Genomic DNA, 26,697 nt, shown 5'->3' with positions numbered 1-26,697 from the left:
GCATTGCACCGGGGGTTTTCTTTTAAATTTATGCATCCAGCTCAACATTGTGTTCTTTGCGCTTCCTGATGACCATTGTTAGCAATAAGAGTAGGTTAAATACAATTATGCATCCAGTCAGGAACACTATACTGGTTGTCAATGCACCCGCTCCAAGGCTCGTACTCATCGCTTGACGGAAGCCCATGACAGAGTATGTCATTGGTATGAACGGGTGAACCGAACTGAAGAAGTTATTGGTCAACTCCACAGGGAACATTCCTCCGCTTGCACCTAGCTGTAATACAAGGAATATCATCGCCAATAAACGACCTGGATTTCCAAATCCTACAGTCAAGAAGGTAACGATGAACATGAAGGTAAGTGAAGTCAGTATGGAGACCCCAATGAATTGCCCCATATTTTCGACCTGTAAATCCATTCCCCAAATCATGATCGCATCCAACACTAATGCTGAAAGCGTTGCTTGGATAAATAGGACCGTAAATTTACTGAACCACCATGCCACTCCTGATGTAGGTCTTGTAGAAGGCAACCCTGTCGGGAATCCCATATTGAAGGCAATAGCTCCTACAAATAACCCAAGAGATAATACATAAGGAGCCAGAGCATGACCATAATTAGGAACGTCACTGCTTTTTTGTTCTTTAACCTGTGTCGGTTCAGCAATCATGCTGTAATTATCATCGGTTGTTTTATTTTCACTTATTTCTTCTGCACCATCACTTAATTTTTCCGAAAGTTCAACCGTTCCATCTTTTAGTGAAGAGATTCCATCACCCAATTTACCGGAACCTTCAGCAAGTGCTGATGAACCTTTATTGATCTTACCTGCGCCATCGGCAAGCTGGATGACTCCATTGCTTAAAGTAGGCAGATTGCTTGCCAATTGTTCAGTGCCTTTAACAAGTGCTGATGAGCCCTCGTTCAAGGCCGCTGAGTTGGCATTCAGTTGATTGGCCCCATTAGCAAGTTTGTTTGCCCCTTCACCAACTTGGCTAACACCAAATGCATACTTCTCAAGACCATTCCCAAAGGAGGATGATCCTGCTTGAAGTTGTGAAACTCCATCAACCAACTGACCAGAACCCTCAGTTAGTTTTGATAGGCCATTATTTAACGAGGAACCGCCTTGTGCTAACTGGTTGATCCCCTTCACTAGTTCTGGTGTCTTTTCATTTAAACTTTGTGTTGCCGCCGTTAATTGATTGCTGCCTTCAACAGCTTCATTCAAGCCGCTATTTAATTGGGTTGCACCAGGAATCAATTGTTCTTCCAGCGCGTTCCTTATTGCCGTATATCCGTTTAACGCTGAAACGGCGTTTGGATTGACTTTATTCACCGCATTATTTAAATTGGCCACTTGTTCTGGAAGCTGGCCTAATCCATTCAATACTGGCATTACTTTATCCGTTAATTGCGTTGATAAGTCGGATACACTTGCAGCAAGAGTCGATGCAATTTGTTTTTGTGCTTCCGCCTGGGTTTGAAGTTCATTTTGAATGGCTCCGATTAATTCGGATTGTTGTTCACTGGTCATGCTTTTGAATGCTTCCGTGTTTTGAACGGCATTGATTGTTCTTTGTCCATTATTCGCTATCGTTGATTGAAGTTCAGTTAAAGCTGCTTGGCTATTCTGGAGATCTTCAGTAATGCCAGATACGGAACCGGACGTGCCGCTTCCTGCTGGAACCGCTTCTTGCAATTGATTTACACCGCTTTGAATGCTTGTCAGTCCTTGCTTAAGCTGACTCAGCTGTTCTTCTCCGGGCAATTGGCCATCCATTTTTTTCAGGCCGTCATTTAACGCCTGGCTTCCTTCTGCCAGTTTATTGATTCCCTCATTTAAACTCTGCTGACCTGCTGCCATTTTTGGGATTCCTGTCGATTGGTCCGTCAGCTGGCTTGCATTTTGTGATAATTGATTCAACCCATCATTCAAATTCGCACTGCCTGTTTGCGCTTGTGCCAATCCAGTATTTAATGTTTGGGCTCCTGGAACCACTTTGGCCAGCCCAGTGGAAAGTTGGGATGAACCTTGTATAAGTGCTTCACTATTATTAGTTAATTCCCCTGTGCCTGATGCGAGTTCATCCGCACCCTTTTGCAACTGACCGACACCGGAAGTGTATTGTGAAATTCCTTTATTTAATTCCGACGCGCCACTTTCAAGTTTATTGGCTCCTTCTAAAAACTCGCCAACGCCAATTTGAAGCTTATTCGCTCCATCTTTAAAAGTTAATGTACTGGAAGCTAATTTATTCAGATTTTCCGTCACTTCTTTGTTTCCATCATGCAGTTTTTCAGCACCCTCATCCAGTTTTGATGCCCCGTCTGCTGCATCGCCGAATCCATCTCCGATTTCATCCAGTTGTGAGAAGATCGCTTCAGCATATTCTTTTGTGACACTTTCAGCAATTTCCGTTTTCAAATTATTCGTTGCCTGTTTTCCGACCGTTTCAGAAACAAAACTGCGACCAGGATTCACGTCATACGTTAAATTCATTTTTTTTGGCTTATCATCCATGACGGTTGAAGCATTTTTCGAAAAGTCCTCTGGAATGGTGACGACCATATAATATGTACCATCATCAAACCCTTTTTTCGCCGCTTTTTCCGTTACGAAATGCCATTCTAAATCATCATTGTCCTTTAATTGCTCGACTAGCTCATTACCGACAGTTAAGGTTTTACCCTCATACTCCGCCTTCACGTCCTTATTCACGACTGCAACAGGCAATTTACCTGTATATCCGTATGGATTCCAAGCAGAACTAAGGAATAACCCCCCATAAATAATCGGAACGAACAGTAAAACGATTGCGACACCGACCAGTTTTCGATTTGTAAGGAAAAGCTTCCATTCTTGTTTAAGCATGTTCACTCTTTTTCACCTTTCTTTTTCCGCAGTACTTCACTCAATGACGCCGAATTCCAATTAAGAGTCGGTATGTCCGTGGTGCCAAAGCTCTCTTTAAGCAAATCTGCTACTGTTTGTCTGGAAAAGAACTCCATTAAAAGTTCATCCGCCTGAGAAAACATCCGTCGAAGGACGTCCATCCCCTTCTCTGCATACTCTCCATCTTTAAACGCTTTTTCTATAAGTCCCGTATCCGGAAACATCGAAATGGGTCCTTCCATCGCTTCAATAATTTCAAGGTTTTTAATCTTATCTACACTTTTGGCAAGAGAAAGGCCGCCATTATTACCAGGAACGGAAGTGATTATCTGCTTAACGACCAATTTCCTTATGATTTTTTTCAAATAAGAAGGAGACACCTCTAATCTCCTGCTGATCTCATTAGACGAAAGCGGTACATTTTTATCCTGGGTAGAGAGTATAACAATGATGCATATAGCTTGCTCGACCCCTTTTGTTAATTGCAAATCAGTTCACCTCTTCAAGTATGTATATGGATGTTTAATATCCATAATGGATATTCGGTATCTATAATTAAAACTCGTTTCATTATAAAAATCAAGTTATTTCTAGAAAAAATTTCTAAAAAAAAGTAAACCCCACATGATAGCATCATGCGGGGTTTACTTTACCATGTTTTTATAGGTTATTTAAAAATTCATTCACTGCCTCTGGAGTTTTAGCGTTTGCACTGTGCAAATGAGCAATCTTTTCACCATTTTTAAATACTAATAAAGATGGAATTCCCATAACCGTTTGCTCTTCAGAAATCTCAGGGAACTCATCACGATCGATTGTAAACCACTGTTTATCTTGATGTTCTTGAGTGATTTCATCGATGAACATGTCTAAACGTTTGCAGTCTGGACACCATGTAGTCGTAAAAATCCCAACTGTTAGTCCCTCTTGTTTGATTTGTTCACGGTATTCTTGTTCTGCACTAATATTTTTCATGATTTTCTCCTCCGAGCTTTTCTTTTCTTACCCATCATACTTTAATCCATGAATAAAGGTACTCTAGGATTAATATATAATTAATTCCTTCACAGTACAAACGGTTTATCTTGGATCTATCTTACTAATGCTCGGTTTAAGTTGATTGTCTAATGCCTGCTTATTGAACCTTCATATTTACTAACCTCAGTGTTCACAATTTTTTGCAGTCCAAATCTTTTATTTATGAATGAGGAAATTCTCAAGATGAATTCGCTATTTTGATCAATGAACAGGTAGTGACAGCTTTTCTCAAAAATAACCAACTCACTGTCAGGAATCTGGCAAGAAAATAGATTGGAATTCTCCTCTTATCTGATATTGGCTAACGGTATTAATGGTAAAAACATGGACGAGAAAGTCTTTATATCGTCGAATCGCAGTTTCAACTCTCTCTTTGCTCACACTTCATAATCCTCCTTTCTGCTGTCGAAAGTTATATGATATTACTTTTAATCTAGCAATCCGCATGCCAGTGTATACTTCTCCGAATGTCCATGGAGTATGTAACAAAGGGCTTAGGAATGGAAAAAACCTATAAACCAGCTGATTCCATGAAAAAAAGCCACTAATTTAGTGACCTTTTCTACATCAATCATTATTTATATTGGAAGAGTAAGTTGCCAAGAAACACCGAACTTATCAGCTACCCAGCCGAATTTCTTACTAAAGGAATAATCAGCTAATGGCATTAGTACTCCTCCACCATCTGTTAAACTCTCATAAATCCTGTCAATTTCTTCTTCAGTATCACATGTAATAAACAATGAAAAAGAAGGTGTAAATGTAAATTCATGCTTGATATTACTGTCGATGCACATAAACTCCTGACCCTTTAACGTAAAGGCAGCTTTCATGACGCTTCCCTCAGCACCTGCTTCATTTGCTCCATACCGAGTAATGCTGGTTATTTCCGAATCTTCGATTAAAGATGTGTAATAATTCATGGCTTCTTCTGCATTTCCTTGGAACATTAAGAATGGTGTAACCTTTGTCATTTATCATCAAACTCCTTTTTATAGCTTCTTATTTTAAACAATGGATTTTCCAATAATCATATTTAGGGTGCTCTTTGAAGCTTCCTCTTAAACTAATGTCCCAAGCACCTTAGTTGAAAAAGAATCTAAAATGTTAATTTATATATCGAACTTCTTGTTACATTTATGTGTTGGATTCTGGGGCCCACCAGTTACCCGAAACCACAATCATTGTCTGTAATTTAATCGTATTAGCAAAATAGTCATCATCGTCGTGTTCCTGTATCGTTCTGCTCCATAATTTGTTGATCCATAGCTGATTAGATGAATCAACCATGGCACTCACCATGAATGGAGCAACAAAGCTTGTACTATTTCCTTCCTCAACCGCTTTTCCATTTAGCATATAGCCAGATTGAATATTTTCTGGATTGCCATGTGTTTCCTCTTTAATCCAATTGTTCATCCTTTGTATTTGCCCCAACGCTCTAGTGTCACCGGTTAGTAAGTAATCAATCGTATAGCGCCAAGGAATTCTACTGCTGTTCCAGCTATAATTACCGTCATTTGGCCCCTCTAGAAAATCAGCTTGAGCCGGCTGATAAACTCCCTTAGATTGTACAATGAAATCAGGCATAAGACCGGTATTGCCACTTTTTGTTGTATAAATAGAATGAATAATCGTATAAGCCTTATCCGTTACATCTTTCCATTTATGATTCCCTGTTGCGGTCTCAAATGACTTCAAATGATTTAGAAGAAGGTCTGATGAACGAGTTGATTGCCCATAAACATGATCTTTATCGTCCGCCCAGTCTCCTAGTTTTATAAGAGACTGCGACTGATTTATTTCATTCAACATGATGGCCTCAATAATGTCTTTGGCTCTAGCAAGATAGTCGATATCCCCTTTACTTCCCCACTGCTGATCAGCCAATAATAACGCATAAGCGATGTCCATATCACCATCAGTTGCTGAATCAACATCCCCTGGCGTATTAATAATTTCTCCCTTTTTAKTCTTTACCTGTTGCCAAGCCATTAAAGATGGGTTATTTTTGCTGCTATGCGCCTTGTAAAATCTATAGAGACCATCAAAGTTTTGTTTGGCCTTATGATCCTTTCCCGCCATGATTGCGGTTATCATCATCCCATAACCATGCGCTTCGGAAACGGTAACAGCGTTTTTTGGCTCTGCATACCCCTTATCATTGTAAAAAATATAATACTCATCATTTTTATCAACAGGCTGCTTAAGATATTTTTTTTTCCAGGTTTTATAAAAATCAGCTACTTCATCATCCATCTCCTCTTGTGACACATGGTCTGGTTTTATTGTTCCAGATTGATAGACTGTATGTTGAGGAAACGGCCTTTTACTGGCAACCTCTTTTTTTGTATTTTGATACACTAATGCTATCGAGGCAATGATACCGACTACTATCACGCCTATTAATAAGCTAACTCTTTTTTTCATGTCTGGCTCCTTAGATTATGGTGTTATATTTACTTTAGAATATTGAGCGAGCCATAAACATTTGTATGTAACTGACAATTTTCCATGTATTCAAAGAGCTGTTAGGATTTCCAATCCCCTCAAACACCGATTAAGTAAAATACCATTGATTTACGATTATTTATTAAACTAATCTGCTCCGTTATATCAGTAAAAAAAGGGTGTCTCAGCAACCACTCTATACAGTGCACCTGTTAGTTTAGCTAGACAAATCTATTATTTCTTCTTACCTACTTTAGTTTCCGTACCCTTCAATATTCTCTTAATATTTTCTCTGTGAAGAATAATGACGAATAAGCTAATAAATAATGAGAGTGCTATAATTAGCTTGTCTTCAAATATAAAACTGTAAATACAAATTGAAATACTAGCTAAAATTGAACTAAGAGACACATATTTAGAAGTTAACAAACTAATAAGAAACACAATAAATGCAGTACATGTACCTAATGGAGATAAAAATATAAACACTCCTGCTGATGTAGCCACTGCCTTACCACCTTTAAAGCCTGCGAAGATAGGAAACGCGTGTCCACATATGACGAGTATGCCACACAATATAGGAGAAACCGTTGAATTAAAGATTTGTGGGAGTAGGCAAGCAACAGTACCTTTTAATATATCCGCAATAGCTACTGCAGTTCCTGCTCTTTTTCCCAAAACCCTAAACGTATTAGTGGCTCCAAGGTTCCCACTCCCATATCCTCGAATATCGGTTTTATAAAACAATTTACCGATAACCAAAGCAAATGAGATTGAACCAATTAAATAACTTGAAAGGAGAGTTATTATATTCAGCATAAGTTACCTTCTTACTTGAAATTTTTGTTTCAATTATATATTAATATTCGTTTTATTATGCTTATTTCCCTGCTATTTTTCTTAACTATTCCCCCAGTGTTGAACTAACGAACACCCTTCACATTAACGTCTTTGTCATTATCTATTATCTTTCCATCGCGTATTATTACCATAACAACTTCTTGACGGATATATTTGAAAAATATAAAAAGGTCATGCATCCATCAGAAGGATAGGCATGACCCTAAATAATAAATTGATACATTAGGTGTGTATAATATTGCGAATGGTTTATTGAAAGAAAAAACATTTAATGCTGTAATCCCTCATTTCCTGACGTTATTCCTTTAATAAATGAAGTAGCCGATTTTCCCTAGTGTTGGAAAACTCGGCTTTCTAGATGTCATATTTTGCTTAGCGTATGTTTTCCGCATTTTGCTATCGAGACCCCTAATAAAATATCTAAAAATAAATAGGAGATTCGATTTTCTTTTGATTTTTTTAACATGCCATCATTTTTTCTTTGACAGTAAATTACCTAAATTAGATAAAACGACTAATGAGCCACCGATGGTACTCCACTTAAACCCTCCAATAAGGCCGAAAATTAGTAAAAACAGGCCGAATACTGTACCGAATACTGAACCTACTCGTATTGTTTTCTGACTAGGATTGGGAAGCTGAATGGATATACGAAAGAACTTATTTACTTTTTCAAATGAACCATTTAATTTACCAACAAAGGCATGCATATTAATCTCTCCTCTTCTAAAGCGATCTCATAATTATTTGGATTATATGTGAAACGATAATTAAAGAACCGAAAACAATACATACCAACGATAGCGTACTTTTTTTATAAATTTTTATTCTTACAAGACCAAGAATGGTCAGACATAATCCAATCGCAATAGATACGATTGAAGTAAGTAATAATAACTGCGGACTTAAAAATGGGATATAAAAGTTAACATCTAAGTGCATCTCAATTTTTCTCCTTATAAATCAGATTTCAAGTTAAACTTTTAAATCATTTGCTGCCCACCAATTATCTTGCATAAATTGGGTACCTCTTTTGCATAGGCCACTTTGAAATCTCCCTATTCAAAAATTTCATCTATGATATTGTCCAACATGAAGTTAAATACTTCGACATGGTTATAGCTCAATTGTTCTTTAACATTAAGTATAGACAATAATGCACTGATGACAGAAAACGCTTGTTCTTCGCTCACTAATAAGTTAAGCCCTACACTTTTAATGGTATCATGGAAAAAATTCTCATTATCAAATTTCAGTTTTGATACACTTTCTTGTGGCAATTTATTCAAAAAAGCCAAAAAATCGGGACTGTTCACAGAATATAAAAAACTGTTTTTTTCATACTCCTGATAGAGCAATTTTATTGCATTTGCGAATCCCCGCTTTGTTGGTTCTTTAGATATCATCTCCTGCATAAAAGCCTTCAAATTGTTTTGCAATGCTTCAACCGTTTCAACAAACAGAGCTTCTTTTGAGTTATAGAACATATAAAATGTGCCAACCGAGATGCCTACTTTTTCACATAATTCACCAACATTAGTTTTTTTGTATCCGTATACAGCCCAGCTTCGTTCGCATTCTAAACGTAATTTCTCTTTAATTACTGATATTTCAAGTTCTGAAAATCCTTTTGGGCCTTTTGCCATCTCTATTTCATCCTTTCATAATTTTATATTACGAATTAAAATATATTTTTATTCGTAATATAAAATTACATTGATTTTTTGATAATGCCAATCCCAACTGTTGTAGCTTTAAATGAATGTTTGCTCAAATTAATATTATTAATCTTGATAAACGAACAAAAAGAAAGAAGCTGTTTTGAAAAAAACGGTTGAATGACTATAAAGATGTTTCATTACAAATAAATTTGATTAAAACGTTAGTCAGGTTATTCAGTTAAAGGGGGCGATTGTTGAAAAGATATAAAAGGATCATACATATTAGTCAGGCTAATATATATGATCCTTTATTTGTTATCCACGCAAAATAAATATCAAAATGACATTTTGATTGATTAAGGGTTATTCAAAAAGGCTTCGGCACAAAAAAAGCTGCTTATGAATAGCAGCTAATTCGTCCAATAATGCTCAGTTAACTCCAAAAGGCATAAAGTACATTTATACTCCAGTCTTATGCCTTTCTGGCATTTGATAATAATATAAGGCAGCAATTAGTACGGATAAAATTCCACTTGTCAGAAAAAAAGTATTGAAGAAACTTCCCCCTGCAGTCGGGGAATTAGATACCAATCTGCTTAAAAGTAGTAAAAGTACTCCCAAACCAGAAAGAAATAAAGCTATTTTTTTGGCACTTCTTTTAAATAGCATCGATCCCAAAAGAATGATTATATAAAGTGCTGTAATTGTCATAAGGCTAGGAAACAATGGTTTGAATTTAGCTGCATATACGAAATAATCTAAATCTGAAATATCATTTGCATCCACAACTTGATCATTCAGCATCTGTGAAAAGTGAGCTGAATATTTCCATTCCCATGGGTTATCTAAAATTTCGCTTCCTTCGTACCACGTACAAAATGTAAAAAACAAAAGAAGCAGCGTAGCAATTACTATTTGAAAAATGTATTTCACTTACAATTTCACCACCTCTAGACAATTGCCTACATTATACCAATAATTTGAAAGGTAAAATATAACTAACTTTCCTCATCTTCTTAATAATTAGAAACGCTTCGGTTAATTTCAAACGATGGGCTACCTATCATTCCTAAAACGTGGGCTTTGAAGGTTTATGTAAACATACACTGGTTTTATGAATAATATAAAATAACCTCTTTTAAGGAGCGTTTGGGAATATGACATTTCGTGGAGAAGACCTCCTTCTTTCAGGAGCATGGGTACTAGGTATTGGTTCACTTATTGATACAATCGGGCAGACCCAGCAAACTTTCACCCACAGCGATCAGGGGAAAGATTTAATCGTAAAAGGAAATGGGATTGAAGCATTCGGAAATTCGTTGCAAGCCATCGGGAGAACTAAGCTTTTAAAACCAGAGAGGGAGCTAGCACAAATATATACTATCTTCGGTGCTTGGCTTGAGGCCGCTGGTAATAGTACAAATGCAGTTGGAGTAAGTATTGAACTAAATGGTGCTGAGGAAGAGGGAGTAAAAATAGATACCCTTGGYAGTGGAGTCCAAGGTCTTGGCGCAGCTTTTGAAGCAGTAGGTGCATTTCTTGAAGAGGATTCATCCTATAGGGAACTTGCGATAATAGGAAATAGCTTCATTTCTTTAGGATCTTTTTTAGCAGCGATCGGTAATATTTACGTTTTAAACGAAAAAAGTATACTTGGAGAACGGATTCTATTGGTCGGTAGCTGGATTCAAGTTATTGGTGCATTTATATTACTTCATGCTATTACCCTTGAGGTTGAACACATTAAACAAGAGGAACACGAGAAAAATCCGAAAAACGGAAGCGGCAATTCTTATCCCTATTCTTATAATAATTATTCCTTCTCTAATACCTGATAAAGGGCTACCTACAGCTAAAGATAGATGTCGTTAGCTCCTTATCATATAGTGCGGTTGCTTAGCAATTCTCCTTCATCTTATCAAACTAACTCTCCTATAATGGAAAATACTTAAGGTGCCACTAATTCAACTTTCATTCTATCTGGGTCTTCAAAGTAAACAGCATAATGCTCCTTTCCACCAGCGAATGGGGTGAGTGTCAGTATAGAGAATGTTTACTCCTTTGTCCCTTAATTTTTGAGTCATATCATCAACCTGATGACGTGAAATCGCGTGAAATGCTAAATGGTTAAGACCTACTCTCCCCCTATGATAGGGAACATCAAGAAATCGTTCCTCTGCTTGGACAAAGACAATATACATTTCACCTATGCTCCAACTCTTCCCGCTTTCCCACTCTTGAAAAGGTTCATAACCTAATTCCTCTAAAAACCAGCCCCAAATCAACAGTCCTTTTTAAATCAGAAACATAAAGCTCAATATGATGAATAAGTCCTTTTGACAACTGTCATCCCCCACCTAAATCCTAATAAACACATCCCACAGACCATCTTTACGTTTATACGGTATTAACAATATTAGAAAAAGATCTTGAAACAGCTTTAGTTTGATAGAATGATTTTAAGTGGTAAAATATTCAAATCAAACAACATGAACAAATCAAAAAGTACAGTATAAACGATTCAGTGTGCGAAAGTATGGATCTCTTATAACTTAAAAATCTATGTATAGTTGCAAATTCAAATAATTCTTTAAGAAGTCAAGGCTATATGCAGTATTAAACTAAAGAGTAAGGCACAAATACTAATCCAATAGTAACTTCTTTTTGATAAAACATTCTGGGATCTTTCAATATAACCATTTATAACAATAAGCCCTAAGACACCTATATAGGGTTTTAAATCATATAAATTATCATAATTCCAATTTATTTTCACAAAACTAAAAAAGAACAACATGAGATATGTATTTGTTCCAAATACAAATAAAAACTCCTTGAATTTTTCACCTTTCAAAATCACACCCACTTTTTCTCTATGTATTTATCTAAAGTTGGTTTTATTCTATTAATTGAAATGAGTTGAAGTGTCATGTCTGAAGTTCAAACTACTGAAGTCCAAACGAGACTATCAAAAGCAAATACTCTAGGAAACCAATTTTTCAAATTATTTATTATAGTCGTCCTATCTTGAATCATACCTAAAAAGTATTATCAGCATTATTTGGTATAAATCGTTGTTTTTTCACTTCATTTTTTATCAAGGAAATGTAGGTTTTGGATGTGGTTTACTTGCTTTAAGATTTAGGAATATGATCCTTCTTATTATAAATCATTCTTTTAGTAACTTACTTGTAAGTTTTTTTGAGTGGGTATAAAAAGGTTTTTGTTCATATAGATAGTATGCACTCGAGATTTTATTATTTAGGGGTGATACCTTGAGGAGTAAATATAGTTTGTTTTCACTTGTTTTAAGTATCATAGGAGCATTACTGATTATTTTACTTTTTAGAGATGTTGGTGAATCCCGAAGTCAGATTGTATGGGCCTATGTATCCTTCATCTTAGGTCCTATCCTTTTGATAACTAGTATTATATTTGGGATTTTAGGTTTCAAATCCAAAGAAAAAGGACGATTGAAGTATGCTGGAATTATAACCACAATACTCGTTATAATAGGACTCGCCATAGTGATTACACTTTTTACTATCGGTTTTTAATTAGTTTTCTTCTATTACAAATGACAAAAGGGCTGTCACAATACAGCCCTTTTGTCCGTGATTTCAAACAGCTCAGTGTAGTGACTTTTTATTTAATGACCTCATTAAATATCTCTCCGCCACCGTTTATTTTTACGATTTTAAGGCGATTGGTATTTTTAACGAAAATGGTTTTATATTGTTTTTCACCCTTTAGGTCAATAAGAAAAACGCGTTTATTGTCATTATCTGTTTCCTTATTAAAATTATAATCTTCGTTGCCGATTTGCTCGATTATCTTTCCATATTCAGGTAAAGGAGACCACTTCTCATGATCCGCTCTTGGCGTTGTTTCGTTTTGTGCGGATTCATTTTGTGTTCCTTGTTCATCTGCTGTTTGCACGGGCTGTTCACTTTTTTCTGTAACCTCTTTACTGTTTTCATCTGTTTCATTACTGTTACAAGCAGTTAGCATTGTTACGGCTGCAACTAATGCAATCATTGATTTGTACATGCTTCACATCATCTCCTCTAGGTGTATTCCCCCTTAACTCTGGCAAAAAACCTAGCCGAGTTCATGAAGTGGCTTCTATACCTGATTAATGAACTTACCTATGATGTCTGATCCTTAAAAGCGACTGGACAAACTGCTATAATTTCTGTTATTATAGTTACTCAGGGTAACAATTACTCTTGGTAACTATATATTATAAGGAGTGTTTCTGATAAAGACTTACCAAAAATTCTTTCAAGAACTATTGCTGCTGTACCGGCCTTTTGAAAATAATCTAAATATACAGCTAAACAAGCATAATTTGCACAGAGCGCAATGGTCAATTTTGCATTACTTATCCAATTATGGTTCTGCAACGCTTGTAGAGCTTGCAAATTATCAGAGTGTGGAAAAACCCACAATTACCAGGACCATTACCCGCTTAGAAGAATTAGGATATGTAGAGCATGTTCCCAGCAAAGATAGACGCGAAAAAAGAATGCAGCTTACAGAGCTTGGAACCAAGATATATAGTGATGTCCGTGTGACCATTGACCAATATGAACAGGACATTTTAACAGGAATCTCTGAAGAAGAACAGCTCGCAGCCATCCGCATTATGAGCGAAATAAGAAATAATATTATAGAGTAAGGGGATAATAAAATGAATCAATCCAAACCAAAATTGTGGACGAAAGATTTTATTATTGTTTCCTCCATCAATTTTTTCATAACATTAATTTTTTATTTATTAATGGTGACATTGGCTATCTATGCAGTAAATGAATTAAATGCTTCTACAAGCCAAGCCGGCCTTATATCTGGGATATTTATTATTGGAACTTTAATTGGGCGACTATTCATCGGCCGCTTTATTGATTCGATTGGCCGCAAGAAAACGTTATACATTGGCCTAATTTTTTTTACTTTGACAACACTTTTATATTTTGTGGATTTCGGCATTACCTTCCTGCTTGCTAACCGTCTAATTCATGGTATAGCAATGGGTATGGCCAGCACAGCGACAGGAACGATTGTAGCTCAGATTATCCCGGCTACACGAAAAGGGGAAGGAATCGGCTACTACAGCATGAGTGCAACACTGGCCACAGCAATCGGTCCTTTCATCGGACTTTATATGACACAACATGCAAGCTTCCAAACGATTTTTAGTTTTTGCCTTGCTTTAGGGATAATCAGTTTGATTACAGCATTCTTCCTTTATGTACCTGCATTAAAAGGAACGATCAAAGTATCTGAAAGTAAGGGATTCAAGCTATCCAACTTTATTGAGCCAAAGGCACTGCCCATCTCATTTATTACTCTATTATTAGCTTTCTGTTACTCAAGCGTACTTTCTTTTATCAGTTTCTATGCAATGGAAATCAACCTAGTTAATACTGCAAGCTTCTTCTTTGTAGTCTATGCAGTAGCAGTATTGTTATCACGCCCTTTCTCAGGACCGTTAATGGACCGGAGAGGATCGAACTATATTATGTATCCGGCCTTTATTATCTTTGGAGCAGGACTGCTCCTTTTAAGTCAAACAAGTAATAGTTTCACTTTATTGGCAGCCGGATTCCTTATTGGACTTGGATTCGGTAATATGCAATCAAGCTCGCAAGCGATCGCCGTTAAAATGACTCCGCCTCACCGTATGGGAATGGCAACGTCAACCTTCTTTATCATGCTTGATGCTGGACTTGGATTTGGTCCTTATATACTAGGTTTAATCATTCCATTAACAGGCTACAGTACACTTTATGTCATCCTAGGTGTTGTGGTTATAGCAACTTCTCTTCTTTACTACTTCTTGCACGGCAAGAATGAAAGTGCAGCAAGAGCAAAAATCGCTTCAATTTGATCGAAATTAGAAAGGGATATCCTATAATGGGATATCCCTTTTTTTAATGCTTTTATGTCATGAGTTCGTTCTAAAGAATAAGTCTGAGATAAGCAAATAGTTTAATTGCACAACGGGAGTTCGTCCGTTGTTGGGGATAATTCGACCATTGCTGGGGATAATTCGACCTTCATGAGCGATAATTCGGCCTTCATGAGCGATAATTCGGCCTTCTGATGGATAATTCGACCTTCAGAGCGATAATTCGACCTTCAGGAGAAATAATTCGGCCTTCAGAGAGATAATTCGGCCTTCAGGAGAAATAATTCGACCTTCTGATGGATAATTCGTCCTTCAGAGCGATAATTCGACCTTCAGGAGAAATAATTCGGCCTTCACTAAAAAAAGAAGCTGTCTCAAAAGTTTTTGAGACAGCTTCTGGTGATAGTGGTCATTATTGAACGATTATGTCCTCGATATAAAAACCATGATTTTTGGTTTTCTTTTGATCTGCTGACTGAATAACTGTTTCACCTTTATATAAAGTCTTTCCAGTCTTTAAATCGGCAATATGAAGTTGAGCAGGTTTGTATGCCCTGTCCTGTTGATTTGTTCCGTTACCTAAAAGGAAGTATACACGCCCATTTTTAATGGTGGCGAAGTATTGTTCATCCTTATGAACAGCTAGGTCTAACTCAAGGTCATTCGTTATCTTTTGACTGCTTAGATCAATCGTCTTAATGTGATAATTATTGGATTTGATATCAACTACGTAAAGGTTTTTTCCATCAAATTTTCCGCCTCTTACCATGTCATAGCTAACCGTTTCTTTTTTCGGCAATTTAACCGTTTCTAATTTTTCCGTTTCATAATTATATGATAACAGTTTGCCTTCATTTGGTTTTTCCTCATAGGGACCATCCTCATGATATATCCCTTTAACTAAAGAAATTAAAATCATGTTGTTTGGCTGAATGCGTGCAACATCAATCGGTATCTCAAGTTCGACCTGATTCGGGTTTTTAAAGGATTCGGATAAAAGGATTTTATCGCTTAAAACTTTCTTATTAGCTAAATCGATCGTATACAGATGAACCTCTTTCGTTTGCTTTTCATCGTTTGAATTCACATCATTCATTGTTAAAACCTGTAGTTTTGAATGGATCAATTGCACATCCCGGATACTAGTATTCATTATTCTCTCTTGATCGGGAAGTTCAATATTGAAAGAAGTAGCATCCTCGCTTTTCTTCTCTAGTAAAGCGATAGCAAACTCCGCTTCCATTTTTCCGCTCTTTGTGTAACCTTCATTCACCGAGGCGTAAGCCAGGAAATCATCGTCTTCATAAAAAGAATCGATGGAATCCTTACCACGCATAAATGAACGATATTCTTTTGTTAATTTTTCCATTTCGAGATCTAGTATTCCAGATAAGTTTTCAAAGTAAGACTTTTCGCTGCTATATGTGGTTTGATTGGATTCAATCGTTAATGGTTCATATATGGGATTCCCTTGATGTGTACCATTAATAATAACTGGATCAAGCTCTTTATCACTGCCTTCAAGCGTTTTAAACGTATACTTCGGAAGGTCTGAAGCGGAGGAAGCTACTTTGACATAATAGGTCCCGATGCTTAAAATGACAACCATTACAATAATGATGCTGCAGATATAACGTTTCACCTTGTTCACTCTCCTTTAATAGTTGTTATAYGGTAACGCGATTTTTCAATAACCAGGAACCAAGCCAAATCGATAGTCCTGTCACAATGATTCCTAAAGCAGTCATTATGCCGAATAATTCATTAGGGTAAAAATAGAAACTTTCACTTGCCATTATGAAAACAGGAGCTAAAAACAACGCAGAGGCGATTCCGGTAAACACCAAACCCAAAATGATACCTTTTATGCGGAAACTCCTTTCAAACATGATCGCTGTGAATAATATCGACATGGCCATAAGACCAATGCCATAGGAAAGCAGGAATTGCGTGAAGGTGCTTGGGATAACCAAATTCAAGACACTATTCATTTTAACTATGGAAGAAGTTGACATTTCCGTATTCAAGAGCGATTCAGGTACGTATGAATTAAATAGGGCATTTTCCATGGGTAAAATGATAATCTGCAAAGCAATCAACCCTAACACCATCAAGAAGATGGCCGTAGCTTTAGAAAGGTAAATTGACAATCTCGATGTCGGTAACATCAATAGGCGATAAATGAAGGTATTCTTTCCAAACCAATCACGATACCAAATCAGAAAAATGTAAAAAACAAGAGCAACTGCACTCAACGCGATCGGTCCTTGGAACCAGAGAGAATTAGCAATTTGGGTAAAATCAATACCACCATAATTAGTAACATAGGCGGCTTCTGATATTTTTTCTTCCAACATGATATCAAGGGCTCGATTAAGAAAACTCTTTGTTCCAATGATCACTCCAACTAACTGCGACACCAATGTTATCAACAATAAAGAAATATATATTTTACTAAAACGATTGATTTCAAAATTCACTAGTTTTATATATCTCATCATGATTGATACACCTCTCTCATTACATCAACAACTGATTTCCCTTCATCCTCACGCATTTCTTCTGTATTGAACTCCTTTAGTACTTTACCGTTATCCAATAAAATGACCTTATCGATTAAATGTTCAATATCACCGATTTCATGGGTCGTGATGATGACACCTCTGTCTTCAATAAGGTGGCTTGCAAAAACATCGGCAATTTGCTCGCGGCTAAACATATCGATGCCTGAAAATGGTTCGTCCATCAGTACATAATCCACGTCAAGGGACAGACCCAGCATTAGGTTAAGCTTAGCTGTGTTCCCTTTTGACAATTCCGAAATGGGGGTCTCTTCGTTCAGTTTAAAAAATCCCAATAATTGATTAGCTCTTTCCGAGTTCCATGACGTGTAGAAATCTTCCATGAAAACCATTGCCTGTTTAACCGTCATTGACGGAAGCATGGTCGGTGCGTCTGGAATAAACGTGATTTTTTCATAACTGTTATTTGTCATTTTTTGATCATCAATCAGGATTTCACCTTTATAAGGCGTCAATCCCATAATGGCTTTGAGCGTAGTCGTTTTTCCGACACCATTTATCCCGATCAGACAAGTGACTTCACCTTTATTAGCAGTAAACGAAACACCATCTAAGATTGTCTTCCGTCCGTATTTCTTAGAGATTTGTTTTACTTCTATCATTTTTCTTCCCCCTCCCTTATTTCTTCCGAATATTTTTCTTTAACCACTTGAAGCAGCTCATCAACTGGCACATTAATGGGTCGAATAGCATCGACAAAAGAATCAACAGCTGCCAGAATTAGCTCCTGTCTAACAGCCTGTAAAATCGTTTCATTTGTTGTGATTTGACTAGGAAAATTTCTTTCTGTATGAATCAAACCCTGTTCCTCCATTTCTTTATACGCTTTTTGAGCTGTATTAGGATTAATGTTCAGTGAAGCTGCCAGTTCTCTTCGGGAAGGAATTTCCTGTCCCGCTACGAATTTACCAATGGCAATTTGTTCTTTAAAATGTCTCACAACTTGCAAATATACCGGTTCTCGGGTATTAACGTTCATAAAACCACCCCCTATTTATTTAGGAAAAAACTCTGATTTGAAATTGAATAACAAGTGTATGTATTAAGTGGTTCATACACCTCATAGATGTACTATACTCGTAATACACCTTCACTGTCAATATAGAATTTCCACATATTAAAAAAAGCGATTGCGTAATGCAGTCGAGGTTTTAGTAGCTTATTGGTGATCATCGTAAAGTCGGCGATAATTTTTTTTGCTCATTTTTCTGTTAAGTCTCTTATAGAGTAAAATCTGTAAATTAATCAAATAATAATAGAGCATGTAAATTTCTATAAAGGGGATGGTTTTTATCAAAAACCGGTTTTTAACGTTAATGATCTTGTTTATGTCTTTTGCTTTGATCTTTTCTCCTCTAACTACTGAGGCAAAAGGAAAAGGGGCTCAACAAAGACAATGTATTAGTAAATCATCGGAACAGCTAAAACATACTTTACAGAAACTTTGGATTGACCATACTATATGGACAAGAAGCTATATGGTAAGTGCCTTATCAGATTTGGATGACAAAGAAAAGGTACTGACTAGGTTATTAAAAAATCAGGATGATATAGGAAATGCAATCAAACCTTATTATGGCGATGCAGCTGGCAACAAACTAGCTGAACTGTTAAGGGAGCACATCGTTCTTGCAGGAAAAGTAGTGGATGCAGCAAAAAGTGGAAACCAGGATGATCTGAAAAAGTATAATACCGAATGGTATAAAAATGCTGATGATATTGCTCTTTTTCTTAGTAAAGCCAATCCAAATTGGAGCAATGATGAATTAAAGGAATTGCTATATACACATTTAAAATTGCTTACAGACCAAGTTGTATCAAGAATTAAAAAGGATACAGATGCGGAAATTTCTGCTTTTGATAAAGGTGAAGATCATATTATTAAATTGGCAGACACCCTAACAGAAGGGATTATCAAGCAATTCCCAAATAAGTTTTAAAACATCTAATAAAAACAAATCCCGATTCTATCTCTTTCTTTCAAAGATAAAGTCGGGATTTAATATGATGGGATACTTTTTTATACTTGAGCTAAACCCCGTTTATCTGTTTCATCTCGTAAACTTCGTAAAGCTTGTTAAACAATAGCCATTGTTTATGGACAACTTAGATTCAACCTGAACCTACTTTGGATTTAAGGAAACATCCCGATCATTCAAAAAACGATCCATTTTGGATTAACTTTTATTAAACTTCCTGTAATTCTTATTGCAGGGTCCTTGACTCCAGAACTCTGAATTAAGGCAGGCAATTTATTATCCACATACCATTGATGTGAACGATCATTTTCCCATAATGAAGCGACCAGATATCTTCCATTTTTCTTTTCAGCAAATACTCCAGCAAGCATTCCTGGTGAAGCCTTCATCCCTTTGTTCCATACTTCTTTTTGCATGTGCTTAAACTCAAGTTGTTTATTTGTTTCTACAAAACAATCTGCCACTCGAAGAAGACTTCCCTTACTTAAAAAATCTGTCATATCTGTTGTGCTTATATTAAACATTTTCTCGTAAATATGAACAGAGATATTGGAATAAGTATTTCTTTGGTTACTCTTCTCGAAAATTTCATCATGCTGTTGCTCCATGAATGCTTGGTAAGAACGATCATCTCTCCAGAAAGAAATAATGCCTGCTTCAAACGGATTGTTTTTATCCCATCCCCCGATTTGGCCTATAAAACCATCTACCTGTTTCAATTCTCCCCAACCCTCTTGTGCGTTAGAAAATGAACTCTTGTTTTTCTCATTCACTTGGCATTTTATCCACTTTATTAACATAATTGATCCACCTACTTATTTATAGATTTCACCCAACTTTTGCTTTTTTATCTATCTCTTTTATTAAATCATTTTTACCGTTTATATTATCATCGATGGAAATTCCGCAGCCAAACTTTGATTTAGCTTACTATGCTTTTGTGCATCAAAAGCGCTAAGGGTGTTTCTTAAATCCAGTGTATAACAAAATAGATCCATGTCCATTTTCATGTTAAAGAATGGCGTTGGAATCATTATGCTCCTTTGTTATGATGAAGGTATCAATTTTCAAGAAATAATATCCTCTAGGAGAACGCCATGAATAAAAAAAAGAAAACTACTATATCAGATGTTGCGGAGAAGGCCGGTGTTTCCAAAAGTACGGTTTCTCAATATATCAACCAACGTTTTCGTTATATGAGTGCTGAAACCAAAGACAGAATTGAGCAAGTCATCCAAGAACTTGACTTTCGTCCCAATGATAATGCTAGAAATTTAAAAGTAAAAAAAACAAAAGTCATAGGCATTCTCGTAGCTAATATTTTACATACTTTGTCCACCGAAATTATTCGTACCGTGGAAGAACAGTTTCGGCAGCACGGCATGAAGGTATTCATTTGTGACTCTGCTGATGATCCAGAGAAAGAAAAAGAATACCTTGATTTGCTGGTTTCTACGCAAGTAGATGGAATCATTATTTTTCCAGTAGGAAATGATTTTAAAGTCTATAATTATCTAATCGATCATTCGATTCCTATGGTATTCGTTGATCGGTTAGTTGATGGCGTGACATCTGATTCCGTCCTTTTAGACAATCACGCTGCAATCTTTTTAGCGGTATCCATGCTAGCTGAAAAAGGACACGAAAATATCGCGTTTTTAACCTTACCGATTGATATCCCTATCACGCCAAGGTTGGAGAGAATCGAAGGATTTAAAAAAGCAATGGCATCTTATGATTTTGAAGTCAGAGAAGATGATATCTATTCTTTACCCAGAAACCAAATTCAAGAAAAATTGGCCCAAATATTCGATACAGAAAAGCCTCCAACAGCCATAGTAGCAGGAAATGATTTAGTGCTCCGTGAAATCCTTAGCTATTTGAAAAAGAAAAAAGTCTCGATTCCTAATGAAGTAGCCATTATCAGTATTGATGATGTCGCCTATTCGGAATTTTATGAACCTTCTATCACGACAATTGGACAACCTATACAACAAATGGGAATCAAAGTAGCAGAATTATTATTGGACCGGATAACTAATCCTGTTCAGGCTCCGTTCATTACATATCGGTTTGCCCCGGAACTTATTGTTCGAAGTTCATGCTAAAAGGCTTTTACCCTAAGATTTCACACACAAAAACGGCAGTTTATACACTGCCGTTACATCTGCCATGGAAAAATAGAGATCATGTAAAAACCGAAAAACGAACGTCTATTAGATTTGATTTTTCTTTCAGTACTCTTCATATGCAGCTTTTACTTCATAGACTTTGACAGTTCAAGTTTTATACTGATCTTGTTAAGTGAATATAACCTCTAAAAAAAACAATCTACGACCATCCCTCCAATTAATTGGTCCCATCGTAAGGAGGAGTGAGCTTAAAATGGTCGCTAAAAAGATTGAAATGATATACTCCTTTTAATCACATACTATTTATCTTTTTTTTGCTTCTTCTATGACATATCGGATAAATGGGGCTTTTGCTTGAGTATATCCCACTCTATCTAAATGATGCTTTTGAGATAAGTTTTGTTTTAATTGCTGGTATTGTTTACGAATATCAGGATGAGTGCTTAAATAATCCCTAAATAATAGATGATTATTCCACTCTTCACTTCCGAATTTGTAGATAAGTAAATGGTGTGTACCCGCTCTCCATTGGCCTTTTCTAAAAAAACGCCTTTCAGGAAACTCCTTATGTGAGACAAACTCATAGCCACTTGTTTTTAAGGGATCAATAAACTTGTCCACTTCATCTAAATGTTGAACGCCTGCCATTATATCCAAAATTGGTTTTGCGCATAAGTCTTTTACAGAGGTACTCCCAATGTGCTCAACACAAATAGGTTTGTCCTTTAGGATTTCCTTAATCTTCGCTTTTTCAAGTTCGAACTCAGTAACCCAATTTGGGTTGTAATTCTCAATCGTAACTGGTTTTTCCATTTCCCCCCCACTTTCATGTTAATCATGTTCATTAATTAAAAATATCCCCCTAGAATGGGGGGCTTGTTTTAGACTATCGTTTTTATCTATAGTAACAATGGGATAAGCGTAGTAATAAGAGTTGTCATCTGATCACATACCTTTTTTACTTTTTGTCACGTGACCACGCGATGATAGGATCCTGAGCACTCGGTTCATAGTACGTTCCGGCATACTCCTTTTCTTTTCCAGTTATTTTATTAGTCCGAATAACTGTGTAAGTTCCTTTATCGTAATTTTTGGTAAGATAATATTTCCGGTGGGTAAACCCTTTTTCGGGGCCAGTTAAGGTGACTTCGTGTTTGTACTCTTCTGGCTTGTTTAGGTTTTCTTTCACTACACCCTGAATATTCAGTGGTGTTTCTTCAAGCTGAACATCTGTGCGGATATTAACATCTTGGGTCTTTACTTTACCCAGAGGTACAGATGCTATTTCGATTGTTTCTTCGGTTTGTTCCAAGAATGACTTTGTAACGCTGTAGGAGTATAGGATTTTCATAGAGCTTATATCGTTTTTTACTTTGCCTGCCAACTCTGGCATGGCAAAGCTTAAGACAAAGGTAATGGATATTCCGATTATTAATAGTGTTAGCGGAATTTTTTTCATATTTCCTCTTTCTTAATAACGTATTTGTATAACAAGAATATTAATAGTGAACATCCTCTGACATCATCAATTCTGTAAATCTCTCTGTTTTGAATCATTAGGAATAATTCCAAATTTCGCGATCAATAGTAAGGCAAAAAAAATAAAACAACTGAAACTGGTGTTATCACTTGTGAAAAATACACTAGGTATAATACGAGTTGCAAGAAGTACATTTAAGATATAGGCAATAAGAAAACCCGCATATGAAATGCAACTCAGATAGTTTCCAACTACTGTTCTTTTGTAATGAACATAATCTGATTTATTTCCTTTTCTGATACTAACTATTTGCCGTATTTGTCTTATGAGACCGTATGTGAACGCTATGATCAACATTACAATAATAAGAAAACTAATTATTGCTTCATTCACTTTTTTTATCCCCCCTGTAAATAGGTCTAACACTAATAGATAAAAGCTTTAGGACGGTTAATTACTATCCTTTTTTATGTAATAAATTTGCTTTTTTATCAGGATTATCAGCCCATAGTCAACTAAGCAATCCTCCAAGTACATATTCCTTTATTGCGAAACATCCACTGAAAGAGTCATAACGGCAAACTCATCGTAATGGTTCTGATGTTAAAGCCCATTTTTTCGTAGAGCTTAATAGCTTTGTTCTGGGCAAAAGCACTTAGACGGACTTCTGAATGCCCATCTTGTTTTAGAAAATCAATTGCTGACTCCATTAATCTCTTAGAAATACCTTTCCCTCTGTATTCTTCYATTACAAACAGTTCATAAATAAATCCATTCATCTTATCCGTAAACTGATCTTTACTTGCTCCTAATAGAATCCACCCCATTAGTTGATCTTCTTCTATCGCAATGACATAATAACTCCCTTTTGCAAGCAGTGGTTCAACAAGTTGTTTGATTTTTTGATTAGTTGGCTTCACTTCACCTAATGTGCCGTCAAAAACAGCTTGTGGCGAAAGTGATAAAACCTTTTGAAGTTCATAATCAGTTGGTTTCCTTATTTCCATGAATGAAAGCATCCTTTCTAAGGGCTAGTACATGTTAGTTAAGTAGTTCCATTGCCATTTGAATATTTATCCTATTAAAAATTATTACTAAAGCATTTTCTATACTATTTATAAGTATTCTATTGCTTCTATATTCCTTCCCTTAATCAAATTTACAAATAAAAGAATCTTAATATTATGAGGTAACCTAACAACGACCGTTAACCCCATCCATTTCAAATGGTGTTTTCTTAAATGTGGCTTTGTTGATTTTTCACTTTCACTACTATCGTTCACATTATATACGGATTACGGATGATAAAGTTTCAAAATAAAGGAAGAAATACCAATCTATTTCCCCATAAATTATAAAAAAAGACCACCAAATTGGTGGTCTTTTTAATTAATTCATATTATAAAACCCAACTGCTTCCATTGAATGTCCCCTTGGAAAGCTATTACCGTCATTATCGATAATTCGTTGTGAAGTTTTTCACGTTTATCGGTTCGGTTCCTGTTGTTATAAAGGCTTTTGTAAGTATCCTATTATGTTTCATAACAACCCTTCCTTAAATCCATAAACTTCATAAGGCTTTGTTTTTCTTTTTTTTCATGTACCCGCGAATGAACATTCCTGCAATAATAAGAACCGCAACTACTGCGATTGGCTGGATATAGGGCTTGGCCATCTCATTAATCTGTCCCCAATTGCTTCCTAACTTCATCCCGAGAAATACAAAAAGCACAGACCATGGAAGTACGGCTAGTAGCGTATAATTCGTGAATTTTATTAAAGACATTTTAGAAATCCCTGCTGGTATCGAAATAGCATGTCTGACAACCGGAATGAACCGAGCCGTAAAAATGACACTTGGTCCATATTTAGTAAACCAAGATTCCGATAGCTCAATATGTTTCTTGTGTATGAAAATATACTTTCCGTATCGTTCTAAAAATGGCCTTCCACCATAATATCCGATTAAATAAACAAAGATCTGAGCGATGGTTCCACCAATTGTTCCGGCAATAACCGCCCCTACAAAACTGATGTTTCCTTGGGATACTAAAAAGCCTCCATAAGATAATACAATTTCACTTGGAATGATTTCAATCATAAGACCGAGTGTAATTCCAAGGTACCCATAATCCATAAGTGTAAGTAGAATAGATTGGATAAAGTCGTTCATAAATCAGGTTCCCTCTTTCATTTTCAGCTTTTCTCTTAAAAAAATCTCGACCGTTGTTGATAATTCCTCTTGTCGATCACCCAATGGCGCCCACTACAAATTGCTGCTGATTAAACGAATCTTCCCGTCGATTCATCAAATACAGAACAGATAATTTTAACATCATGTTACTTGAACTGAATTATCCCTAGCTATAAATAACTTTTGACTGATTGGTTAGGTATGACGGCTTACTTGCTTGTTTAAGATTAAGGATCAATTTCATTACTTCCACCATTCTCTCAGGTTTTTCCAACTCTATTTCCCTTTGATAAGATTCGATGGATATATCCCACTGATCCATTTTTTTATGGTCCTTTAATATACTGAGTATTTGTTTTTCAAATGATAAATTGTGATTGAGTTCAAATACAAGTTTATGGTCTTTTAAATACTGTAGATTAATTTCCTCCTGTCCTGGAAGCATTGAATGAACAAAAATCGGTAGCCTTTTTCGAAGTGCTTCACTAATGGTGACACCGCCGGGTTTCGTTACGATTGCGTCCACTTCTTCATAAAGTTTGTTCATTTCTGACCTTGATGAGATATAAGGTAATGGGTTAATATGAGCTAAATTCCACGTATCGATTGCATCATATAGCTTTTTGTTGTTACCACAAAGTACAAAATAATCACAGTCGGTTGATTTCTTTAACTCATCTTCTAAATTCAATATCCCACCCAGACCACTGTTTCCTCCTGAAATTAAAATTTTGGGGCGATCTGCGTTTTTTAATCCACGGGCTCTTTTAGTGATTTCCTCATGCACAGGAATACCAGTTACCATCATACTATGTTTCGGTATTTGATTCTTGATTATTAGCTTTTCTTTCAATTCCTGGGTAGGAAGAAAATGWAAATCAATCCCCTTGCTTCCCCACACATTATTAATAAAGAAATCCGTATACACGYTGATAATTGGGATATTGCATTTCCCTTTTATTTTCAACTGGCTTAAGAGATAGGAAGGGAACCCGTGTGTACACACAATTAAATCTGGCTTTTCCTCCGCTATCAATTGTTCCATTTTCTTCAAGAATATATGTTGATACCATTTAAAGGAACGTTCCTTCGGCAAGGAAACGTAAAAAAGGTTTTTATAGGCGAGATTATAGGTTTCAGGTGCATAACGGATCCATTTCAAATAACCAGTTGTTATCATTTTTTCTAAAGAGTTACTTGTATAACTTAACAGATCCACTTTTTTCAAAGTAACTCCGCTTGTATGTTTTTTTAACATATCCATTAAGGCCTCTGCAACTTGATGATGTCCTGACTGCATGCGAAAGAGAGGTAAAAACAAAATCTTCTTCATATATGTCATCTCCTATAGAAATCATTCTTTTAATACGATGATTACATACTAAGAAAAAAGACTATTTGCATGTTCAAGAGCTTTTTTCCTCTTACAATATATCACTGATTTTGTTAAAAACTTTCTTTTTAATCAATTTTTAATGATACGTTCAAGGTATCTTAAGTCCCCAT

Annotated in this window: 26 protein-coding genes and 1 pseudogene; 5 read left to right on the top strand and 22 right to left on the bottom strand. The window is 36.1% G+C overall.

From position 1 onward, the window contains the following. Positions 1-28: 28 nt before the first annotated feature. The 10 genes from AC1DUW_RS05555 to AC1DUW_RS05510 all read right to left on the bottom strand — a co-directional run bounded on the left by AC1DUW_RS05555 (position 29) and on the right by AC1DUW_RS05510 (position 9,843). Positions 29-2,878 carry a YhgE/Pip family protein gene (locus tag AC1DUW_RS05555; RefSeq protein WP_477642163.1) on the bottom strand — a complete coding sequence of 950 codons (2,850 nt, stop codon included), beginning with the start codon at positions 2,876-2,878 and terminating at the stop codon, positions 29-31. Positions 2,879-2,880: 2 nt separating this feature from the next. Further along, positions 2,881-3,387 (bottom strand): RrF2 family transcriptional regulator, encoded by a 507-nt coding sequence (locus AC1DUW_RS05550; RefSeq protein WP_053347813.1) that lies wholly within the window; start codon positions 3,385-3,387, stop codon positions 2,881-2,883. A gap of 172 nt (positions 3,388-3,559) precedes the next feature. Continuing rightward, positions 3,560-3,877 (bottom strand): thioredoxin family protein, encoded by a 318-nt coding sequence (locus tag AC1DUW_RS05545; protein ID WP_377376026.1) that lies wholly within the window; start codon positions 3,875-3,877, stop codon positions 3,560-3,562. Positions 3,878-4,186: 309 nt separating this feature from the next. Next, positions 4,187-4,318 carry a hypothetical protein gene (locus AC1DUW_RS05540; RefSeq protein ID WP_477642162.1) on the bottom strand — a complete coding sequence of 44 codons (132 nt, stop codon included), beginning with the start codon at positions 4,316-4,318 and terminating at the stop codon, positions 4,187-4,189. Between the two features lie 197 nt (positions 4,319-4,515). After that, positions 4,516-4,911, bottom strand: a complete 396-nt coding sequence (locus AC1DUW_RS05535) for a VOC family protein (protein ID WP_053347816.1) — start codon at positions 4,909-4,911, stop codon at positions 4,516-4,518. Positions 4,912-5,074: 163 nt separating this feature from the next. Further along, positions 5,075-6,367, bottom strand: coding sequence for a family 8 glycosyl hydrolase (locus AC1DUW_RS05530; protein ID WP_477642161.1), 1,293 nt, complete (start codon positions 6,365-6,367; stop codon positions 5,075-5,077). A gap of 255 nt (positions 6,368-6,622) precedes the next feature. Next, positions 6,623-7,207 carry a glycerol-3-phosphate 1-O-acyltransferase PlsY gene (gene plsY, locus AC1DUW_RS05525; RefSeq protein ID WP_053347818.1) on the bottom strand — a complete coding sequence of 195 codons (585 nt, stop codon included), beginning with the start codon at positions 7,205-7,207 and terminating at the stop codon, positions 6,623-6,625. Positions 7,208-7,719: 512 nt separating this feature from the next. Continuing rightward, on the bottom strand, positions 7,720-7,959 hold the full coding sequence (locus AC1DUW_RS05520; protein ID WP_252430986.1) for a hypothetical protein: 240 nt from the start codon (positions 7,957-7,959) through the stop codon (positions 7,720-7,722). A gap of 348 nt (positions 7,960-8,307) precedes the next feature. Next, on the bottom strand, positions 8,308-8,895 hold the full coding sequence (locus AC1DUW_RS05515) for a TetR/AcrR family transcriptional regulator (RefSeq protein WP_477642160.1): 588 nt from the start codon (positions 8,893-8,895) through the stop codon (positions 8,308-8,310). A 474-nt stretch (positions 8,896-9,369) separates the two neighbouring features. Continuing rightward, on the bottom strand, positions 9,370-9,843 hold the full coding sequence (locus tag AC1DUW_RS05510; RefSeq protein ID WP_477642159.1) for a YjdJ family protein: 474 nt from the start codon (positions 9,841-9,843) through the stop codon (positions 9,370-9,372). 224 nt (positions 9,844-10,067) lie between these two features. Here AC1DUW_RS05510 and AC1DUW_RS05505 point away from each other — a divergent pair, with 224 nt between their 5' ends. Next, the gene (locus AC1DUW_RS05505; RefSeq protein ID WP_379148257.1) at positions 10,068-10,745 is read left to right on the top strand and encodes a DUF6944 family repetitive protein; all 678 of its coding nucleotides are present in this window, start codon (positions 10,068-10,070) and stop codon (positions 10,743-10,745) included. A 113-nt stretch (positions 10,746-10,858) separates the two neighbouring features. Here AC1DUW_RS05505 and AC1DUW_RS05500 read toward each other — a convergent pair. Together AC1DUW_RS05500 and AC1DUW_RS05495 are read right to left on the bottom strand one after the other, a co-directional pair. After that, positions 10,859-11,253, bottom strand: a pseudogene (locus tag AC1DUW_RS05500) (VOC family protein). A 1,302-nt stretch (positions 11,254-12,555) separates the two neighbouring features. Continuing rightward, positions 12,556-12,960, bottom strand: coding sequence for a hypothetical protein (locus AC1DUW_RS05495; RefSeq protein WP_477642158.1), 405 nt, complete (start codon positions 12,958-12,960; stop codon positions 12,556-12,558). 202 nt (positions 12,961-13,162) lie between these two features. Between AC1DUW_RS05495 and AC1DUW_RS05490 the strand changes: the two genes are divergently transcribed. Both AC1DUW_RS05490 and AC1DUW_RS05485 read left to right on the top strand, forming a co-directional pair. Continuing rightward, on the top strand, positions 13,163-13,591 hold the full coding sequence (locus AC1DUW_RS05490) for a MarR family winged helix-turn-helix transcriptional regulator (RefSeq protein ID WP_376109681.1): 429 nt from the start codon (positions 13,163-13,165) through the stop codon (positions 13,589-13,591). 12 nt (positions 13,592-13,603) lie between these two features. After that, entirely contained in the window at positions 13,604-14,803 is a 1,200-nt protein-coding gene (locus AC1DUW_RS05485) for an MFS transporter (protein ID WP_477642157.1), read from the top strand. 433 nt (positions 14,804-15,236) lie between these two features. Here AC1DUW_RS05485 and AC1DUW_RS05480 read toward each other — a convergent pair whose 3' ends face one another. Genes AC1DUW_RS05480 through AC1DUW_RS05465 form a run of 4 tightly spaced genes read right to left on the bottom strand, consistent with a single transcriptional unit; the run spans position 15,237 to position 18,385 of the window. Beyond that, complete coding sequence (locus AC1DUW_RS05480) at positions 15,237-16,466, bottom strand: hypothetical protein (RefSeq protein WP_477642156.1); 1,230 nt, start codon at positions 16,464-16,466, stop codon at positions 15,237-15,239. 25 nt (positions 16,467-16,491) lie between these two features. Further along, positions 16,492-17,325 carry a hypothetical protein gene (locus AC1DUW_RS05475; protein WP_477642155.1) on the bottom strand — a complete coding sequence of 278 codons (834 nt, stop codon included), beginning with the start codon at positions 17,323-17,325 and terminating at the stop codon, positions 16,492-16,494. Next, on the bottom strand, positions 17,322-18,008 hold the full coding sequence (locus tag AC1DUW_RS05470; RefSeq protein WP_057219193.1) for an ABC transporter ATP-binding protein: 687 nt from the start codon (positions 18,006-18,008) through the stop codon (positions 17,322-17,324). The genes AC1DUW_RS05475 and AC1DUW_RS05470 overlap by 4 nt, the downstream gene beginning before the upstream one ends. Continuing rightward, complete coding sequence (locus tag AC1DUW_RS05465; RefSeq protein WP_053347835.1) at positions 18,005-18,385, bottom strand: GntR family transcriptional regulator; 381 nt, start codon at positions 18,383-18,385, stop codon at positions 18,005-18,007. The genes AC1DUW_RS05470 and AC1DUW_RS05465 overlap by 4 nt, the downstream gene beginning before the upstream one ends. Before the next feature lie 313 nt (positions 18,386-18,698). Between AC1DUW_RS05465 and AC1DUW_RS05460 the strand changes: the two genes are divergently transcribed. Beyond that, positions 18,699-19,346 (top strand): glycosyltransferase, encoded by a 648-nt coding sequence (locus tag AC1DUW_RS05460; RefSeq protein WP_379148389.1) that lies wholly within the window; start codon positions 18,699-18,701, stop codon positions 19,344-19,346. A 215-nt stretch (positions 19,347-19,561) separates the two neighbouring features. Here AC1DUW_RS05460 and AC1DUW_RS05455 read toward each other — a convergent pair whose 3' ends face one another. Next, the gene (locus tag AC1DUW_RS05455; protein ID WP_053347837.1) at positions 19,562-20,185 is read right to left on the bottom strand and encodes a YdbC family protein; all 624 of its coding nucleotides are present in this window, start codon (positions 20,183-20,185) and stop codon (positions 19,562-19,564) included. 297 nt (positions 20,186-20,482) lie between these two features. Between AC1DUW_RS05455 and AC1DUW_RS05450 the strand changes: the two genes are divergently transcribed. Then, a complete protein-coding gene (locus AC1DUW_RS05450) occupies positions 20,483-21,493 on the top strand; it encodes a LacI family DNA-binding transcriptional regulator (protein WP_053347838.1) in 1,011 nt (336 codons plus the stop codon). Between the two features lie 327 nt (positions 21,494-21,820). On the opposite strand, the gene AC1DUW_RS05445 is transcribed toward AC1DUW_RS05450, so the two are convergent. The 5 genes from AC1DUW_RS05445 to AC1DUW_RS05425 all read right to left on the bottom strand — a co-directional run bounded on the left by AC1DUW_RS05445 (position 21,821) and on the right by AC1DUW_RS05425 (position 26,524). Continuing rightward, positions 21,821-22,330, bottom strand: a complete 510-nt coding sequence (locus AC1DUW_RS05445; protein WP_477642154.1) for a GrpB family protein — start codon at positions 22,328-22,330, stop codon at positions 21,821-21,823. 145 nt (positions 22,331-22,475) lie between these two features. After that, positions 22,476-22,976: a hypothetical protein gene (locus tag AC1DUW_RS05440; protein ID WP_376181706.1), complete on the bottom strand. Its 501-nt coding sequence runs from the start codon at positions 22,974-22,976 to the stop codon at positions 22,476-22,478. A gap of 590 nt (positions 22,977-23,566) precedes the next feature. Next, entirely contained in the window at positions 23,567-24,004 is a 438-nt protein-coding gene (locus tag AC1DUW_RS05435; protein ID WP_477642153.1) for an N-acetyltransferase family protein, read from the bottom strand. 563 nt (positions 24,005-24,567) lie between these two features. After that, positions 24,568-25,170, bottom strand: a complete 603-nt coding sequence (gene uptA, locus AC1DUW_RS05430; RefSeq protein ID WP_053347841.1) for an undecaprenyl phosphate transporter UptA — start codon at positions 25,168-25,170, stop codon at positions 24,568-24,570. A gap of 187 nt (positions 25,171-25,357) precedes the next feature. Next, on the bottom strand, positions 25,358-26,524 hold the full coding sequence (locus AC1DUW_RS05425) for an MGDG synthase family glycosyltransferase (protein ID WP_477642152.1): 1,167 nt from the start codon (positions 26,522-26,524) through the stop codon (positions 25,358-25,360). Positions 26,525-26,697: the final 173 nt, after the last annotated feature.

The organism is Peribacillus sp. P4_C12, assembly GCF_056402095.1.
This window is presented reverse-complemented; position numbering and strand designations above follow the sequence as displayed.